Here is a 16,849-nt window from a genome sequence, read left to right on the forward strand (position 1 = left end):
ACGATGGGTAGGGCTTGTCGACTTCGACAGGCCTGGCCCCTTAAGGAGAGGACAATGGTTGCGGTAAGAAGTGCACATATAAATAAAGCTGGTGAGTTTGATCCAAAGAAATGGATCGCGAGTCTGGGGATCTCCAGCCAGCAGTCGTGTGAACGCTTAGCCGAAACCTGGGCGTACTGCCTCCAGCAGACACAGGGGCATCCGGATGCGGATCTGCTGCTGTGGCGTGGCGTGGAGATGGTAGAAATTCTCTCCATGTTGAGCATGGATATCGACACGCTGCGTGCAGCAATGCTGTTCCCTCTGGCTGATGCCAACGTGGTCAGTGAAGACATCCTGCGCGAGAGCGTGGGCAAATCCATTGTTCATCTTATCCACGGTGTGCGTGATATGGCGGCAATACGCCAGCTTAAAGCCACGCATACCGATTCAGTTTCTTCCGAGCAGGTCGATAACGTCCGCCGTATGCTGCTGGCAATGGTAGATGACTTCCGCTGTGTGGTCATCAAGCTGGCAGAGCGGATTGCCCATCTGCGTGAAGTGAAAGACGCGCCGGAAGATGAACGCGTTCTGGCGGCAAAAGAGTGCACCAATATCTATGCACCGCTGGCCAACCGTTTGGGAATCGGGCAATTAAAATGGGAGCTGGAAGATTATTGCTTCCGTTATCTGCACCCGGCTGAATACAAACGCATAGCCAAGCTGCTGCATGAACGTCGTATCGACAGGGAACATTACATTGATGAGTTCGTCGGTCATTTGCGCTCAGAGATGAAAACGGAAGGCGTCAAAGCCGAAGTGTATGGACGTCCGAAGCATATCTACAGCATCTGGCGCAAAATGCAGAAAAAGCAGTTGGCCTTCGATGAGCTGTTCGATGTACGCGCAGTGCGTATCGTGGCAGAGCGTTTACAGGACTGCTATGCCGCACTCGGGATAGTACATACTCACTATCGCCATCTGCCGGATGAGTTCGATGATTACGTTGCTAATCCGAAACCCAATGGCTACCAGTCAATCCATACGGTTGTACTGGGGCCGGGCGGGAAAACCATCGAAATTCAGATCCGTACCAAACAGATGCACGAAGATGCCGAACTGGGCGTCGCGGCGCACTGGAAGTACAAAGAGGGCACCGCTTCAGGCGCGGCGCGTTCTGGTCATGAAGATCGCATTGCGTGGCTGCGTAAGCTGATTGCCTGGCAGGAAGAGATGGCGGATTCCGGTGAAATGCTGGATGAAGTCCGTAGCCAGGTCTTTGATGACCGCGTGTACGTCTTTACGCCAAAAGGCGACGTTGTAGACTTACCTGCGGGCTCCACGCCGCTCGATTTTGCTTACCACATTCATAGCGATGTGGGGCATCGATGCATTGGCGCGAAAATTGGCGGGCGCATCGTACCGTTTACCTACCAGCTGCAGATGGGCGATCAAATTGAAATTATCACCCAGAAACAGCCAAACCCAAGCCGCGACTGGCTGAATCCTAACCTTGGCTACGTAACCACCAGTCGTGGGCGTTCGAAGATCCACGCCTGGTTCCGTAAACAGGACCGCGACAAAAACATCCTTGCTGGTCGCCAGATCCTCGACGATGAGCTGGCGCATTTAGGTATCAGCCTGAAAGAGGCGGAAAAACACCTGCTGCCGCGCTACAGCTTCAATGAGCTGGACGAGTTGCTGGCGGCGATTGGTGGGGGAGACATCCGCCTCAACCAAATGGTGAACTTCCTGCAGGCGCAGTTTAATAAGCCAAGCGCTGCCGAACAGGATGCCGCCGCGCTGAAACAGCTTCAGCAGAAAACGCAGGCACCGCAGAGCCGTCGTAAAGACGACGGTCGTGTGGTGGTGGAAGGGGTAGGTAACCTGATGCACCACATCGCCCGCTGCTGCCAGCCGATTCCTGGCGATGAGATTGTCGGGTTTATTACCCAGGGACGCGGTATTTCCGTGCACCGGGCGGATTGTGAACAGCTGGCTGAGCTGCGCTCCCATGCGCCGGAACGTATTGTTGATGCAGTCTGGGGCGAAAGCTACTCGGCAGGGTATTCGCTGGTGGTTCGCGTCCAGGCCAACGATCGCAGCGGCTTGTTACGTGATATCACTACGATTCTCGCCAACGAGAAGGTGAACGTGCTGGGAGTTGCCAGCCGAAGTGATACCAAACAACAGCTGGCCACCATCGATATGACCATCGAAATTTATAACCTGCAGGTGCTCGGGCGCGTGCTCGGCAAGCTGAACCAGGTACCGGATGTGATCGACGCACGTCGCTTGCACGGTAATTAATGATTTTGTAGGCCGGATAACCTTGTAGGCCTGATAAGACGCGTTAGCGTTGCCATCAGGCATTGCTATGTTGCCGGATGTCGGCTATCGCCTTATCCGGTCTACTGTATTGAAATTTCAGGATATCCCAATGAATCAAATCGACCGACTGCTCGGTATTATGCAGCGCCTGCGCGACCCGGAAAACGGCTGTCCGTGGGACAAAGAGCAGACATTCTCCACTATTGCCCCATACACCCTCGAAGAAACCTATGAAGTGCTGGACGCGATTGCGCGTGAAGATTTTGACGACCTGCGCGGAGAGCTGGGCGACCTGCTGTTCCAGGTGGTGTTTTACGCCCAGATGGCGCAGGAAGAAGGGCGCTTCAACTTCGATGATATTTGTGCTGCGATAAGCGATAAACTTGAACGCCGTCATCCACATGTTTTTGCTGATGTTTCTGCCAGTAACAGTACTGAGGTTTTGACCCGTTGGGAAAAAATCAAAAGTGAAGAACGTGCCCAGAAGGCACAGCATTCCGCACTCGACGATATTCCCCGCAGTTTACCGGCATTAATGCGCGCCCAAAAAATCCAGAAACGCTGCTCAAATGTTGGTTTCGACTGGAAAACATTAGGACCGGTTGTCGACAAGGTTTACGAAGAGATCGACGAAGTCATGTTTGAGGCTAAGCAGGTTGTTGTCGACCAGGCTAAACTGGAGGAGGAAATGGGCGATCTGCTGTTTGCTACGGTTAATATGGCCCGGCATTTAGGCACTCAAGCAGAGACCGCATTGCAGAAAGCGAACGAGAAGTTTGAGCGGCGTTTTCGTGAAGTTGAGCGAATTGTGGCTTCGCGCGGTCTGGAAATGACTGGTGTTGATCTGGAAACTATGGAAGAAGTCTGGCAACAGGTAAAACGGCAGGAAATTGATCTCTAAGGGATTTCGTCGGTCAAGGGCGATTTGTGTGATTTTTTAAATAACAAGCGCTTGATTTACGTCAAAAACATTTACCCAAAAGAGGCTATTTTCTCTTCCCGTTATGTTGATGAAACACCTTGTATACTGCCTCTTCGAGTTATTCGAGTCGCAACAAGGCGGCGACTGAAAGAATCCCCAGGAACATAGAAATGCTATGTGACTGGGGTGAGTGAAGGAAGCCAACACCGGTGCGGCTTGAAGAACGAAGGAGAGGGGATAATGAAAGTTTGTGGCGCTCGTCATGTTCGGGTATACTACTTTCCCGTCTTGGTAATTCCATCGTTTCACCCTAACTTCTCAGGTCCAGCATGACAACGAACTATATTTTTGTGACCGGCGGGGTCGTATCCTCTCTGGGAAAAGGCATTGCCGCAGCCTCCCTGGCAGCCATTCTTGAAGCCCGTGGCCTCAATGTAACCATGATGAAACTGGATCCGTACATCAACGTCGATCCAGGTACTATGAGCCCAATCCAACACGGGGAAGTGTTCGTTACCGAAGACGGCGCTGAAACCGACCTGGACCTGGGTCACTATGAGCGTTTCATTCGTACCAAAATGAGCCGCCGCAACAACTTCACTACGGGTCGTATCTACTCCGACGTTCTGCGTAAAGAGCGCCGTGGCGACTACCTGGGCGCAACAGTTCAGGTTATCCCGCACATCACGAATGCCATTAAAGAGCGCGTTCTGGAAGGCGGTGAAGGTCATGATGTTGTTCTGGTCGAAATCGGCGGAACCGTTGGGGATATCGAATCTCTGCCGTTCCTTGAAGCGATTCGCCAGATGGCCGTAGAAATTGGCCGTGAGCACACGCTGTTTATGCATCTGACGCTGGTTCCGTACATGGCGGCGGCTGGTGAAGTCAAAACTAAACCGACTCAGCACTCTGTAAAAGAGCTGCTTTCTATCGGTATTCAGCCAGATATCCTGATTTGCCGCTCCGATCGCGCAGTTCCGGCTAATGAACGTGCAAAAATTGCATTGTTCTGTAACGTTCCGGAAAAAGCGGTGATTTCTCTGAAAGATGTCGATTCCATCTATAAAATCCCGGGCCTGTTGAAATCTCAGGGCCTTGACGATTATATTTGTAAACGATTCAGCTTGAACTGTCCGGAAGCTAATCTGTCAGAATGGGAACAGGTTATCTACGAAGAAGCGAATCCGGCAGGCGAAGTGACTATCGGTATGGTCGGCAAGTACATTGAACTGCCGGATGCCTATAAGTCAGTTATCGAAGCGCTGAAGCACGGTGGTCTGAAGAATCGTGTCACCGTCAACATCAAGCTGATCGATTCGCAAGATGTCGAAACGCGTGGCGTTGAGATCCTGAAAGGTCTTGATGCAATCCTGATCCCAGGCGGCTTCGGCTACCGTGGTGTTGAAGGTAAAATCGCGACGGCGCGCTTTGCGCGTGAGAACAATATTCCTTATCTGGGCATTTGCCTGGGTATGCAGGTTGCGTTGATTGAGTTTGCACGTAACGTAGTGGGTATGGATAACGCCAACTCCACGGAATTTGTGCCAGACTGTAAGTACCCGGTGGTGGCCCTGATTACCGAATGGCGCGATGAAGACGGCAACGTCGAAGTCCGTACTGAGAAGAGCGATCTGGGCGGCACAATGCGCCTTGGTGCGCAGCAGTGTCAGTTGAGCGACGATAGCCTGGTTCGTCAACTGTACGGCGCGCCGACAATTGTTGAACGCCATCGCCACCGTTACGAAGTCAACAATATGCTGTTGAAACAGATTGAAGCTGCGGGTCTGCGTATTGCAGGCCGTTCCGGTGATGATCAGTTGGTCGAGATCATTGAGGTACCGAATCATCCGTGGTTCGTGGCCTGTCAGTTCCACCCGGAATTTACTTCCACGCCACGTGATGGGCACCCGCTGTTTGCCGGCTTTGTGAAAGCCGCCAGTGAACATCAGAAGCGTCAGGCGAAGTAAGAAGTAAATAAGTTAGAACGGCAATGCACCCATTAGGGTGCATTGTTTGTCTGGAGTTTTAGTTTAACTTGTACTGAGGAAAATCTAATGTCCAAAATCGTTAAAATCATCGGTCGTGAAATCATCGACTCCCGTGGTAACCCGACTGTTGAAGCCGAAGTACACCTGGAAGGTGGTTTCGTTGGTATGGCAGCAGCTCCGTCAGGTGCTTCTACTGGTTCCCGCGAAGCACTGGAACTGCGCGATGGCGACAAATCCCGTTTCATGGGTAAAGGCGTACTGAAAGCTGTTGCAGCTGTTAACGGCCCAATTGCTCAGGCTCTGCTGGGTAAAGATGCTAAAGATCAGGCTGGCATCGACAAGATCATGATCGATCTGGACGGTACTGAAAACAAATCCAACTTCGGTGCAAACGCCATCCTGGCTGTGTCCCTGGCGAACGCCAAAGCAGCAGCTGCTGCAAAAGGCCTGCCGCTGTATGCACACATCGCTGAACTGAACGGTACTCCGGGTAAATACTCCATGCCGGTTCCGATGATGAACATCATCAACGGTGGTGAGCACGCTGACAACAACGTCGACATCCAGGAATTCATGATTCAGCCGGTTGGCGCTAAGACTCTGAAAGAAGCCGTTCGTATGGGTTCTGAAGTGTTCCACAACCTGGCTAAAGTTCTGAAAGCTAAAGGTATGAACACTGCAGTTGGTGACGAAGGTGGCTACGCGCCGAACCTGGGTTCCAACGCTGAAGCTCTGGCTGTAATCGCTGAAGCGGTTAAAGCAGCTGGCTACGAGCTGGGCAAAGACATCACCCTGGCGATGGACTGTGCAGCTTCTGAATTCTACAAAGACGGTAAATACGTTCTGGCTGGCGAAGGCAACAAAGCATTCACCTCCGAAGAATTCACTCACTTCCTGGAAGAACTGACCAAACAGTACCCGATCGTGTCCATCGAAGATGGTCTGGACGAGTCTGACTGGGACGGTTTCGCATACCAGACTAAAGTACTGGGCGACAAAATCCAGCTGGTTGGTGACGATCTGTTCGTAACTAACACCAAGATCCTGAAAGAAGGCATCGAAAAAGGCATCGTTAACTCCATCCTGATCAAATTCAACCAGATCGGTTCTCTGACCGAAACTCTGGCTGCGATCAAAATGGCGAAAGACGCTGGCTACACCGCTGTCATCTCTCACCGCTCTGGCGAAACTGAAGACGCTACCATCGCTGACCTGGCTGTTGGTACCGCTGCAGGCCAGATCAAAACTGGTTCTATGAGCCGTTCTGACCGCGTTGCTAAGTACAACCAGCTGATTCGTATCGAAGAAGCTCTGGGTGAACAAGCACCGTACAACGGTCGTAAAGAGATCAAAGGTCAGGCGTAATCCTGTTCTTTAACTCTTAACGTAAAAACCCGCTGCGGCGGGTTTTTTTATGTCTGTAATTTATTCTTAATTGAAAATTTTGATGAACAATTTGATCTTTCTCACTTTGTTATTATTTTATTAAGAGTAATTTAATGATGTGGTTATTTTGTATGTATTTTTTATATTTATCATTAACAATAATAGAAATATTGAATGAATAACGAATTGGAAGACATACTGGCGAAAGCGGGCATGAAAAAAAAGGATGCTGCTATCCTGATAAAGTTGGCAAAACTGAAAAATATCAGCTTAAGTCGGGCATTTTTTCTCTATGCCTGGAAATATTATGCCTGGTGTGCGGCTTTGCTATTGGCTGTGATTTTTTCATCACTTTCTGAGGGTATAGATTTCTTCATAGTAAACGTTCTCTTCTGTATTGGTGTAGGTCTCATTTCACTCTTCTTTACGCCCTTTGTCACAAATTTAATCTGGAGCATTAAGATTCAATATAAATTGTTCGGGAAATAACAGGAGGTTATTTTGAGTAGTTATGGATTAATGAATTTGCAACGTGAAAAAGAAAAGATTGACCGGCTTGTCTATGATATCAGTTTTCAATATATTCATGATCCGGCTATAGGTTCAAAATATATGATTGAGGAACATAGATTTACATCAGATTGCCTTGATGAATATCGGTATGGGAAATTAGATTTCGGTAGGGCGATGGATAGATTACGTGAATACCATATGTCTTTAACTAAATATCATATGCAATTAAGGATGGGGGCTATTAAATTATATGCAATAGCTGAACGAGAAAGAGGACGGCACTCTTCGCTTACAATAACATTAAAGCGAGTTGGATTCATTAGTGGAGCAATGCAAGTTATCGGTGGGTTTGGTTTGTGTAAAGCAAGCCTTGATGCTGCATGTAAAAGTTATGGGATCCCTTTAATGATGCAGGGAAGTGAGAATGTTTGGGAAAATGGTTATTATTTATTATATCATGAGGATCCTAAGAGAATGCCTTTGAGGTATGCCTACCGCCAGGCAGCAAAGCTTTTGGGTGGGGATGACAAGGATGGTGATATTGCTTTTTCAACGGGAGATCTTATTCTGTCTTTCGGTTCAGCTTCAACGCGGATGTTGAGAACAGATTCATGGAAATTATTCCACTATATACAGGAAGATTATATTCGCAGCTGGAGAAACCTGGGAGTTGTTGGGGGGACTAATGAGTTAATTGGCGATACAGTTAGCGGATTCACTATTTATCAACTTCTTGGTGGAGAAAGTACTAACTGGACCGAATTGAGGGAATAAGGAAATGTTCTTCAAAACATATGATCAGAATGATAAAGCTTTAATTGAAAGTATTAAACTTGCGGGTTTAAGTGAATATAAAGTACAGAAACTTATCCGCTTTGCTAATGAAAATAAAGTAAATATACAAAAAGCCTATTTATTGACAGATGCAAATATCATTAAAGTTGATGTTATTCTGTTTTTAGTTATATCTTTTTTTGTCTTTTCGATTGCACAAGAATCTTCCAGGGAACTATGGGCTTTTTTTTTAATATTCGGCTTATCGTTTTTTGTTATTGAGTTAACCTGTCGGTTTCATAAAAATTATTTTAAAGTATGGAAAGTTTATATCAAGTTACGAGGGATTTAAATGAGAACCGGGGAATCTTACCTTAAACGGTCGCAGCGTATAACCCGTTCCCGGAGTCTGTGAGAATTTTTGCTTATTTTCAGACTGAGAATGCTAGCAGCATTCAGTCATGAGATGTTCCAGACTTAGCAAGAAGAGGGGGAACTTTGCCGGCGTCCCCATCATTATTGTTTGTAATCCTGTTCTTTGACTCTTAACGATAAAACATCGATGGCTTCAAAGCAGTAGCGGTAGGGTTGCACTCGCCGTTTGCTGACTCACATCGCTGTACTGATCATCCAGCGCAATCAGCGACGTGGTGAGCAGTTCTACTAACAGCATCACTCCCACCTTGGCATTTAGCGCGCCAGCACTCAACGGACCTTCCGGTTTGGCTGCGACCAGCTGAATATCACTCAGCGAAGCCAACGGGCTGCGCGGCGTATTACTTAACGCCAGTACGCGCACGCCTTGCTTACGCGCCAGTTTAACGACATGCAGTAGATCGCGCGTCGAACCTGAACTGGAAATCGCTACCACCAGCGTGTCTTTGTTAAGCGTTGTGGCGTTCATGGCTGCACGATGCATGTCACTGAACAATTGTGCAGGTTTGCCGAGGCGCAGGAGTTTGTAATGTAAATACTCACCCAGAATAGCGCTGGCCGCTACGCCATAAATCTGTACCGACTGGGCCTGATGCAGCGCCAAAGCGGCGGATTCCAGTAATGTCCTGTCGAGTAATTTTGCTGTGTCCTGCAGCGCTTGTACGGATTCATTGACCACATTGTCAATCTCATCTCCGCTGTGCTCTACCGGCTGTCCTTGCTGGAGATCGAGTGCCAGCGCCATTTTGAATTCGTTATAACCCTTACACCCTAGTGCGCGGCACAGACGTGTGACGCTCGCCTCGCTGGTGTCGCTTTCACGCGCCAGTTCGGTAATCGTCAGGTAGACAACTTTTGCCGGATCGCTGAGCACAAACTCTCCCAGCTTCTGCTGTGTTCGGCTATATCCGTCAACGCCCTGGCGCAATCTCAGCAGCAGGTTTTCATTTTCTGACATGCAAAATCCTTAATGCGTTTCTCTGTTGATAGTGTGGCGGAAAGCAGGGGAGAGATGCCAGTCATTTTAAAAAAGTATGATCGACTTCCTGGATTTTGATGATAATTTTCATTTTACAAATTAAATATGGTAAAAATTTTCATCATTAATCGGGGAGATGAAAAAATGATGCAAATGTTTAGCGGCGCTTCATCGGGCGCATGGTTCGAAAAGGCACAGCGGTTCGGCAAATCGTTCATGCTGCCGATTGCGGTACTGCCCGCTGCGGGGCTGTTGTTAGGGATTGGCGGCGCGCTGTCGAATCCAAACACATTGACTGCTTATCCGTTTTTGGACGTTGACTGGTTACAGGCAATCTTCACGATCATGACCAGCGCAGGTTCTATTGTGTTTGCCAACCTGTCGGTGCTCTTTGCGGTGGGTGTTGCAGTAGGACTGGCTAAAACGGATAAAGGCACCGCTGGGCTTGCGGCATTGCTGGCATTTCTGGTGATGAACGCCACCATCAACGCTTTATTGACGCTCAACGGAACGCTGGCACACGAGAATCCCGGTGCCGTAGGCCAGGGGATGACGCTGGGTATTCAGACACTGGAAACGGGGGTGTTCGGTGGGGTGGTGATTGGGCTTGTCACCTGCGCGCTGCATAGCCGTTTCAATAAAGTCTCATTACCTCAGTTCCTTGGTTTCTTCAGCGGTTCGCGCTTTGTACCGATTATTAGCTCCCTTGCCGCGATTGTCGTGGGTGCGGTCATGACGGTGGTTTGGCCGCATTTCCAGAAACTCATTTTTGGACTGGGTGGTCTGGTGGATGCGACAGGCTATCTGGGGACGCTGTTGTACGGCTTCATCCTGCGTATGCTTGGCCCACTGGGGTTACACCATATCTTCTATTTGCCGTTCTGGACGACGGCGCTTGGCGGTAGTGAAATCGTCAACGGCCAGTTAGTTGAAGGTACGCAGCGTATTTTCTTCGCGCAACTTGCCGATCCGAATACGCAGCAGTTCTATGCGGGCACCTCGCGCTTTATGTCAGGGCGCTTCATCACCATGATGTTTGGCCTGCTTGGCGCATGTCTGGCGATGTACCACACCGCCAAGCCTGAGAACAGAAAACTTGTCGCCGGTCTGCTGTTGTCTGCGGCACTGACCTCTTTCCTGACAGGGATCACTGAGCCTATCGAGTTCTCATTCCTGTTTGTCGCACCCGTGTTATACGTCATTCACGCCTTCTTCGATGGTCTGGCGTTTATGATCGCGCATATTTTACATATCACCATCGGGCAAACCTTTTCGGGTGGGCTTATCGATTTCCTCCTCTTCGGCGTGCTACAGGGGGAAGCTAAAACCAACTGGATGTACGTCCCATGGTGGGGATCCCGTGGTTCTTCCTTTACTACTTCACCTTCCGCTATTTGATTAACCGCTTTAACTGGTTGACACCAGGTCGTGAAAACGCAGCGCCGACTGAATCCGGCCTGCCGCAGAGTGAGCGAGCAGCGGCAGTGATCGCCGGGCTGGGAGGTAAAGAGAATCTGGAAGAGGTGGATTGTTGTGCCACACGCCTGCGCGTGACGGTGAAAGAGAGCAGCAAGGTCGATGAAGCGGCGCTGAAAGCGACCGGGGCCCGTGGCGTAATTATTCGCGGCAACGGGGTTCAGGTGATTTATGGCCCGCATGTCACCATCATTAAAAACGAAGTCGAAGAGATCTTATCGTAATGAAAACTGTACTGGATTCCCTGAAAGGTAAATTAATTGTCTCCTGTCAGGCGCTGGAAAATGAGCCTCTGCACAGCCCGTTTATTATGTCACGTATGGCGCTGGCGGCAGCGCAGGGCGGTGCGGTAGGTATTCGTGCGAACAGCGTGGTGGACATTCGTGCGATCAAAGAGAGCGTCTCCCTGCCGGTGATTGGGATTATCAAGCGTGATTATCCGGGTAGCGATGTGTTTATCACGGCCACTTTACAGGAAGTCGATGAACTGATGACCGTTGAGCCGGAAATTATTGCTCTGGATGCGACAGCGCGCCCGCGCCCCGGTGGGCAAACGCTGGAAGAACTGGTTACGCAGATCCGCGCTCGCTATCCGTCCGTACTGCTGATGGCGGATATTGCCACCGTAGACGAAGCGGTGACCGCCGAGCGCCTGGGCTTTGACTGTGTGGGCACTACGCTCTACGGCTATACCGCTGATACTGCCGGGCATGTGCTGGCGGAAAACGACTGCGGTTTTTTACGTGATGTGTTGGCTGCGGTTAGCGTACCGGTTGTGGCGGAAGGGAACGTTGATACTCCTGAACGTGCTGCACGATGCCTGGCATTAGGTGCCCATACCGTGGTGGTTGGTGGGGCTATCACGCGTCCGCAGCAGATAACGGCACGCTTTGTCGCAGCGATCGCCTCGTAAAGCATCGATGGGGCATGATACTTTGGCGGGGATCTGCGATAATTATCGTTTATCCCCATATTGAGAGCGCTATGCAGTACCCGATTAACGAGATGTTCCAGACCCTGCAAGGTGAGGGTTACTTTACCGGCGTCCCCGCCATTTTTATTCGTTTACAGGGATGCCCGGTTGGCTGTGCCTGGTGCGATACCAAACACACCTGGGATAAGCTTGAGGATCGGGAAGTCTCCCTGTACAGCATCCTGGCCAAGACCAAAGAAAGCGATAAATGGGGTGCTGCGAGCAGCGAAGATCTGCTGGCGGTCATTTCGCGTCAGGGCTATACCGCCCGTCACGTGGTGATCACCGGTGGCGAGCCCTGCATTCATGACCTGATGCCGCTGACTGACCTGCTGGAAAAGAACGGCTTTAGCTGCCAGATTGAGACCAGCGGCACGCACGAAGTACGCTGTACGCCGAATACCTGGGTGACCGTATCGCCGAAGGTGAATATGCGCGGTGGCTATGATGTGCTGTCACAGGCGCTGGAGCGCGCGAATGAAATCAAGCATCCGGTTGGTCGCGTTCGCGATATTGAAGCGCTGGATGAACTGCTGGCGACGTTGAGTGACGACAAACCGCGAATCATCGCCTTACAGCCAATCAGCCAGAAAGAAGATGCGACGCGTTTGTGCATTGATACCTGTATTGCGCGTAACTGGCGTCTGTCGATGCAGACCCATAAGTATCTGAATATTGCCTGATAACTGTGCCGGGGGCGTTTCGCTTACCCGGCCAGAGTTTGTTGCTCGTTGCAGGCCGGATAAGACGCATTGCCATCCGGCAAGCCTATAATCACTCGCCGCGGTATACGCAGCCCGCTGTGCAGGTTTCTTTCACCATTACGGCACTCAGCAGAGGGACCACAGGTTTAACCTGATCCCAAATCCATTTGGCCAGCACTTCGCTGGTTGGATTTTCTAAGCCAGGAATATCGTTCAAATAGTAGTGATCGAGTCTGTCGTAAGTCGGCTTAAACGCGGCTTTTAACTCAGCAAAATCCATGATCCAACCGGTATGCGGATCGACTTCACCGGTAATTTCAAGACGCACCATAAATGAGTGACCATGCAGACGGCCACACTTATGCCCTTCCGGTACATGCGGCAGGTGGTGAGCGGCTTCGAAGGTGAAATCTTTAAACAAGGTGGTGGACATTTTTTACTCTCAAGAATGCGAAAAACCGCGGTAGGGTACCGTAAAGAGGAAATTTTATCATTATTTATACACGCCATTCTTTAAGCTGCTTCTTTGTTGGCTGCCTTTGCTCGCCCCAGTCACTTACTCATGTAAGCTCCTGGGGACTTGCTCAGTTGCCGCCTCGATGCATCTTAAATTATTTACTGTATAAAAGGATGCTCAGCACCAAAGCTACATATTCATACAATCAATATTGATTAATTATTTATATATCAAATGTTTATATAATCTGTTTTGCTGTTAATAACTATAACTAAAACAGGTTAGTCCATTTGGTTATTTGTTATTTCCATCCCTTCTTTAATTGTTACTATCCCCGCCGTTAACCTTATCTTCAGTTTGGGTTTTATTGCTGAAATCCGCTTTGCTTACTGGAACATGACAACGCATGACGACACAGGCCCCACCTTCCGCTTTGCTACCGCTAAACCCGGAGCAACTGGCACGCCTTCAGGCGGCCACGACCGATTTAACTCCCGCACAGCTTGCGTGGGTTTCTGGCTATTTTTGGGGCGTGCTGAATCAGCAGCCTGTCAGCAACGCGGTGGCGACTGCGCCTGTCGCTGAAATGCCTGGCATTACGCTTATCTCCGCCTCGCAAACCGGTAATGCGCGCCGTGTGGCGGAAGCCCTGCGCGATGATCTGATCGCCGCGAAGCTCAACGTCACTCTCATCAACGCTGGCGACTATAAATTCAAACAAATCGCCAATGAAAAACTGCTGATCGTGGTGGCGTCGACGCAAGGGGAAGGTGAACCGGCGGAAGAAGCCGTGGCGTTGCATAAATTCCTGTTCTCGAAAAAAGCGCCGAAGCTTGATAACACCGCTTTTGCCGTGTTTGGTCTTGGCGATACCTCTTATGAGTTTTTCTGCCAGGCAGGAAAAGACTTCGACGCGAAATTGGCTGAGCTGGGCGGTGAACGTCTGCTCGACCGCGTCGACGCCGACGTCGAATACCAGGCCGACGCCGCGCAGTGGCGTGCTCGTCTGGTTGATGTCCTGAAAGCGCGTGCGCCTGCGGCACCGTCTGTGCAAGTTGCCGCCAGCGGTGCAGTAAATGAAGTACACACCAGCCCATACACCAAAGAAGCGCCGCTGACGGCGTCGCTTGCGGTGAATCAGAAAATTACCGGCCGCGACTCTGAAAAAGACGTGCGCCATATTGAAATTGATTTAGGCGATTCTGGCCTGCGTTATCAGCCGGGCGATGCGCTGGGCGTCTGGTATCAGAATGACCCGGCTCTGGTTAAAGAACTGGTTGAACTGCTGTGGCTGAAAGGTGATGAGCCGGTCACGGTTGAAGGCAAAACCCTGTCGCTCGCTGAAGCGTTGCAGTGGCATTTCGAGCTGACGGTTAACACCGGCAATATCGTAGAGAACTATGCCACCTTAACCCGCAGCGAAACTTTGCTGCCGTTAGTCGGTGACAAAGCACAGTTGCAGCATTACGCCGCAACCACGCCCATCGTCGATATGGTGCGCTTCTCTCCGGCACAACTGGATGCTCAGGCGTTAGTTGAACTGCTGCGTCCGCTGACGCCGCGTTTGTACTCCATTGCTTCTTCCCAGGCGGAAGTGGAAAGCGAAGTGCACGTCACCGTGGGCGTGGTGCGTTATGAGATAGAAGGTCGCGCTCGTACTGGTGGAGCTTCCAGTTTCCTCGCCGACCGCGTGGAAGAAGAAGGTGAAGTTCGCGTGTTCATTGAACACAACGACAACTTCCGTCTGCCGGCGAATCCGCAAACGCCGGTAATTATGATTGGACCGGGTACGGGGATTGCGCCGTTCCGTGCATTCATGCAGCAACGTGCGGCTGACGGAGCCGAAGGCAAAAACTGGCTGTTTTTTGGTAACCCACACTTTACCGAAGATTTCCTGTATCAGGTGGAATGGCAGCGTTACGTCAAAGAGGGCGTACTGAGCCGTATCGATCTCGCCTGGTCCCGCGATCAAAAAGAAAAAGTCTACGTACAAGATAAACTGCGCCAACAGGGCGCGGAACTGTGGCGCTGGATTAACGACGGTGCGCACATTTATGTCTGCGGCGACGCCAATCGCATGGCGAAAGACGTTGAGCGGGCGTTGTTGGAAGTGATTGCCGAATTCGGTGGTATGGATATCGAAGCGGCGGATGAATTTTTAAGTGAGCTGCGCATTGAGCGCCGTTATCAGCGAGATGTCTACTAATGAGCGAAAAACATCCAGGACCATTGGTGGTCGAAGGCAAACTGTCCGACGCTGAGCGTATGAAGCTGGAAAGCAACTATCTGCGCGGTACCATTGCCGAAGATTTAGACGACGGCCTGACCGGCGGGTTTAAAGGCGACAACTTCCTGCTGATCCGTTTTCACGGTATGTACCAGCAGGACGACCGCGATATCCGCGCCGAACGTGCCGAGCAAAAGCTGGAGCCGCGTCACGCGATGCTGCTGCGCTGTCGTCTGCCAGGTGGGGTGATCACCACCAAACAGTGGCAGGCGATCGATAAGTTCGCCCATGACAACACCATTTACGGTAGCATTCGTCTGACCAACCGTCAGACCTTCCAGTTTCACGGCATTCTGAAGAAGAACGTTAAGCCGGTACACCAAATGCTGCACTCCGTCGGCCTGGACGCGCTGGCGACAGCCAACGACATGAACCGTAACGTGCTGTGCACCTCCAACCCGTATGAATCTGAGCTGCACGCGGAAGCCTACGAGTGGGCGAAAAAGATCTCCGAACATCTGCTGCCGCGCACCCGCGCCTATGCAGAGATCTGGCTGGATCAGGAAAAAGTCGCGACTACCGACGAAGAGCCGATCCTCGGTCAAACCTATCTGCCGCGTAAGTTTAAAACCACGGTCGTGATCCCACCGCAGAACGACATCGATCTGCACGCCAACGACATGAACTTTGTGGCGATTGCGGAAAACGGCAAGCTGGTGGGCTTCAACCTGCTGGTGGGCGGCGGTTTGTCGATTGAGCACGGCAACAAGAAAACCTACGCCCGCACAGCAAGCGAGTTTGGTTATCTGCCGCTTGAGCATACGCTGGCCGTGGCGGAGGCTGTGGTGACCACGCAGCGTGACTGGGGTAACCGTACCGACCGTAAAAATGCCAAAACCAAATACACCCTTGAGCGCGTCGGCGTCGACACCTTCAAGGAAGAGGTTGAGCGCCGGGCGGGGATCAAGTTTGAGCCGATCCGTCCGTACGAGTTTACCGGTCGCGGCGATCGTATCGGCTGGGTGAAAGGGATCGACAATAAATGGCATCTGACGTTGTTTATTGAAAACGGCCGTATCCTCGATTATCCGGGCCGACCGCTGAAAACCGGTCTGCTTGAGATCGCGAAGATCCACAAAGGTGAGTTCCGCATTACCGCGAACCAGAACCTGATCATTGCCGGTGTTCCTGAGAGTGAAAAGGCGAAGATCGAGAAGATTGCGCAGAAGAGTGGCTTAATGAACGCGGTCACTCCGCAGCGTGAAAACTCGATGGCCTGCGTCTCGTTCCCGACCTGTCCGCTGGCGATGGCGGAAGCTGAGCGCTTCCTGCCAACGTTTATCGACAACATCGACACGCTGATGGCGAAGCACTGCCTGAGTGATGAAAACATTGTCATGCGTGTGACCGGCTGCCCTAACGGCTGCGGCCGCGCGATGCTGGCGGAAGTTGGTCTGGTGGGTAAAGCACCCGGGCGTTATAACCTCCATTTAGGGGGCAACCGTATCGGAACCCGAATTCCCCGGATGTTTAAAGAGAACATCACCGAGCCGGAAATTCTGGCATCGCTGGATGAACTGATTGGGCGCTGGGCGAAAGAGCGCGAAGCGGGTGAAGGCTTCGGTGACTTTACGGTGCGTGCGGGCATTATTCGCCCGGTGCTCGATCCCGCCCGGGATTTCTGGGAATAATGTGAAATTGACTT

Annotated in this window: 13 protein-coding genes and 1 pseudogene; 12 read left to right on the forward strand and 2 right to left on the reverse strand. The window is 51.0% G+C overall.

Annotated elements, in window-relative coordinates:
* Nucleotides 1-54: 54 nt before the first annotated feature.
* The 7 genes from relA to C2U43_RS05515 all read left to right on the forward strand — a co-directional run bounded on the left by relA (nt 55) and on the right by C2U43_RS05515 (nt 8,245).
* On the forward strand, nt 55-2,289 hold the full coding sequence (gene relA / locus C2U43_RS05480) for a GTP diphosphokinase (protein WP_003825690.1): 2,235 nt from the start codon (nt 55-57) through the stop codon (nt 2,287-2,289).
* A 130-nt stretch (nt 2,290-2,419) separates the two neighbouring features.
* A complete protein-coding gene (mazG, locus tag C2U43_RS05485; protein WP_103284777.1) occupies nt 2,420-3,211 on the forward strand; it encodes a nucleoside triphosphate pyrophosphohydrolase in 792 nt (263 codons plus the stop codon).
* A gap of 350 nt (nt 3,212-3,561) precedes the next feature.
* Nucleotides 3,562-5,199, forward strand: coding sequence for a glutamine hydrolyzing CTP synthase (pyrG, locus tag C2U43_RS05495; RefSeq protein WP_003034127.1), 1,638 nt, complete (start codon nt 3,562-3,564; stop codon nt 5,197-5,199).
* 87 nt (nt 5,200-5,286) lie between these two features.
* Nucleotides 5,287-6,585: a phosphopyruvate hydratase gene (gene eno, locus C2U43_RS05500; RefSeq protein ID WP_003034129.1), complete on the forward strand. Its 1,299-nt coding sequence runs from the start codon at nt 5,287-5,289 to the stop codon at nt 6,583-6,585.
* 195 nt (nt 6,586-6,780) lie between these two features.
* Nucleotides 6,781-7,095, forward strand: coding sequence for a hypothetical protein (locus C2U43_RS05505; RefSeq protein ID WP_071445298.1), 315 nt, complete (start codon nt 6,781-6,783; stop codon nt 7,093-7,095).
* A 12-nt stretch (nt 7,096-7,107) separates the two neighbouring features.
* Nucleotides 7,108-7,893: a DUF4225 domain-containing protein gene (locus C2U43_RS05510; protein WP_071445300.1), complete on the forward strand. Its 786-nt coding sequence runs from the start codon at nt 7,108-7,110 to the stop codon at nt 7,891-7,893.
* Between the two features lie 4 nt (nt 7,894-7,897).
* Entirely contained in the window at nt 7,898-8,245 is a 348-nt protein-coding gene (locus C2U43_RS05515) for a hypothetical protein (protein ID WP_071445302.1), read from the forward strand.
* 216 nt (nt 8,246-8,461) lie between these two features.
* On the opposite strand, the gene C2U43_RS05520 is transcribed toward C2U43_RS05515, so the two are convergent.
* Entirely contained in the window at nt 8,462-9,286 is an 825-nt protein-coding gene (locus C2U43_RS05520; protein ID WP_071445304.1) for a MurR/RpiR family transcriptional regulator, read from the reverse strand.
* A gap of 165 nt (nt 9,287-9,451) precedes the next feature.
* Here C2U43_RS05520 and C2U43_RS05525 point away from each other — a divergent pair.
* From C2U43_RS05525 to queE, 3 genes and pseudogenes are all read left to right on the forward strand, one after another.
* Nucleotides 9,452-11,007: pseudogene (locus C2U43_RS05525) on the forward strand (maltose/glucose-specific PTS transporter subunit IIC).
* Entirely contained in the window at nt 11,007-11,696 is a 690-nt protein-coding gene (locus C2U43_RS05530; protein WP_032944829.1) for an N-acetylmannosamine-6-phosphate 2-epimerase, read from the forward strand. Before C2U43_RS05525 ends, C2U43_RS05530 begins: the two are co-directional and overlap by 1 nt.
* Before the next feature lie 71 nt (nt 11,697-11,767).
* On the forward strand, nt 11,768-12,439 hold the full coding sequence (queE, locus tag C2U43_RS05535; protein WP_003034139.1) for a 7-carboxy-7-deazaguanine synthase QueE: 672 nt from the start codon (nt 11,768-11,770) through the stop codon (nt 12,437-12,439).
* A gap of 91 nt (nt 12,440-12,530) precedes the next feature.
* Here queE and queD read toward each other — a convergent pair whose 3' ends face one another.
* On the reverse strand, nt 12,531-12,893 hold the full coding sequence (gene queD, locus C2U43_RS05540; protein WP_003825707.1) for a 6-carboxytetrahydropterin synthase QueD: 363 nt from the start codon (nt 12,891-12,893) through the stop codon (nt 12,531-12,533).
* Between the two features lie 430 nt (nt 12,894-13,323).
* Between queD and cysJ the strand changes: the two genes are divergently transcribed.
* Both cysJ and cysI read left to right on the forward strand, forming a co-directional pair.
* The gene (cysJ, locus tag C2U43_RS05545; protein WP_103284778.1) at nt 13,324-15,123 is read left to right on the forward strand and encodes an NADPH-dependent assimilatory sulfite reductase flavoprotein subunit; all 1,800 of its coding nucleotides are present in this window, start codon (nt 13,324-13,326) and stop codon (nt 15,121-15,123) included.
* Nucleotides 15,123-16,835: an assimilatory sulfite reductase (NADPH) hemoprotein subunit gene (gene cysI / locus C2U43_RS05550; RefSeq protein WP_103284779.1), complete on the forward strand. Its 1,713-nt coding sequence runs from the start codon at nt 15,123-15,125 to the stop codon at nt 16,833-16,835. The genes cysJ and cysI overlap by 1 nt, the downstream gene beginning before the upstream one ends.
* Nucleotides 16,836-16,849 lie beyond the last annotated feature (14 nt).

Source organism: Citrobacter freundii complex sp. CFNIH9 (assembly GCF_002903305.1).
Lineage (GTDB): Bacteria > Pseudomonadota > Gammaproteobacteria > Enterobacterales > Enterobacteriaceae > Citrobacter > Citrobacter portucalensis.

Coding starts and splice junctions, on each gene's coding strand:
- relA (WP_003825690.1), top strand. CDS start 55: ATGGTTGCGGTAAGAAGTGCACATATAAATAAAGCTGGTGAGTTTGAT.
- mazG (WP_103284777.1), top strand. CDS start 2,420: ATGAATCAAATCGACCGACTGCTCGGTATTATGCAGCGCCTGCGCGAC.
- pyrG (WP_003034127.1), top strand. CDS start 3,562: ATGACAACGAACTATATTTTTGTGACCGGCGGGGTCGTATCCTCTCTG.
- eno (WP_003034129.1), top strand. CDS start 5,287: ATGTCCAAAATCGTTAAAATCATCGGTCGTGAAATCATCGACTCCCGT.
- C2U43_RS05505 (WP_071445298.1), top strand. CDS start 6,781: ATGAATAACGAATTGGAAGACATACTGGCGAAAGCGGGCATGAAAAAA.
- C2U43_RS05515 (WP_071445302.1), top strand. CDS start 7,898: ATGTTCTTCAAAACATATGATCAGAATGATAAAGCTTTAATTGAAAGT.
- C2U43_RS05520 (WP_071445304.1), bottom strand. CDS start 9,286: ATGTCAGAAAATGAAAACCTGCTGCTGAGATTGCGCCAGGGCGTTGAC.
- C2U43_RS05530 (WP_032944829.1), top strand. CDS start 11,007: ATGAAAACTGTACTGGATTCCCTGAAAGGTAAATTAATTGTCTCCTGT.
- queE (WP_003034139.1), top strand. CDS start 11,768: ATGCAGTACCCGATTAACGAGATGTTCCAGACCCTGCAAGGTGAGGGT.
- queD (WP_003825707.1), bottom strand. CDS start 12,893: ATGTCCACCACCTTGTTTAAAGATTTCACCTTCGAAGCCGCTCACCAC.
- cysJ (WP_103284778.1), top strand. CDS start 13,324: ATGACGACACAGGCCCCACCTTCCGCTTTGCTACCGCTAAACCCGGAG.
- cysI (WP_103284779.1), top strand. CDS start 15,123: ATGAGCGAAAAACATCCAGGACCATTGGTGGTCGAAGGCAAACTGTCC.